The sequence below is a fragment of the Nocardia sp. 852002-20019_SCH5090214 genome (assembly GCF_001665865.1).
In the GTDB taxonomy this organism is placed as follows: domain Bacteria; phylum Actinomycetota; class Actinomycetes; order Mycobacteriales; family Mycobacteriaceae; genus Nocardia; species Nocardia nova.
In genome coordinates, this window is sequence record NZ_LZMK01000352.1 from 1 (window position 1) to 500 (window position 500).

At 68.8% G+C, this 500-nt stretch carries 1 protein-coding gene; it reads left to right on the plus strand.

The window, feature by feature from the left end; all coding sequences use genetic code 11:
• Positions 1 to 500 (plus strand): relaxase domain-containing protein (locus A5780_RS27425; RefSeq protein ID WP_156769689.1); only part of this gene is annotated, 500 nt, incomplete at both ends.

Genomic DNA, 500 nt, shown 5'->3' on the forward strand with positions numbered 1-500 from the left:
GCCGAGCAGATGGCCGAGGGTGTCTCGCCGCGGGTGGCCCGCCTCTACGGCGCGAAGATGGCCCAGCTCGGCCGCCCGCATAACCGATATGTGGTCGCCGAGGCTGGCTACCGGTTCGAGTGCGCCCGCGCCTATGCCGAATACAACCGTGCCCAAGGCCTCATCGAGTACGCCAAGATCCCTCCGGAGGTTCGTGAGCAGATCCGCACCGACGTCGCTCTGACCATGTTCGCCGAGGAATTCGGGCGCCCCCCGGCCGACGATCGGGAGCTATCGGGCTGGATCGCCCGCGCCTCCCGCCCGAACACGAAATCCGTGGCCGGGTTCGACCTCACGTTCTCCCCGGTGAAGTCGGTGTCGGCGCTGTGGGCCTTGGCACCCCGCGAGATCGCCGACAAGATCGAGGCCGCCCACTACGCTGCGATCGCCGACGCCTGCGAATACCTCGAGCAGCACGCGGTCTACACCCGCGTCGGCCGCCACAGCGTCCGCCAGGTCGA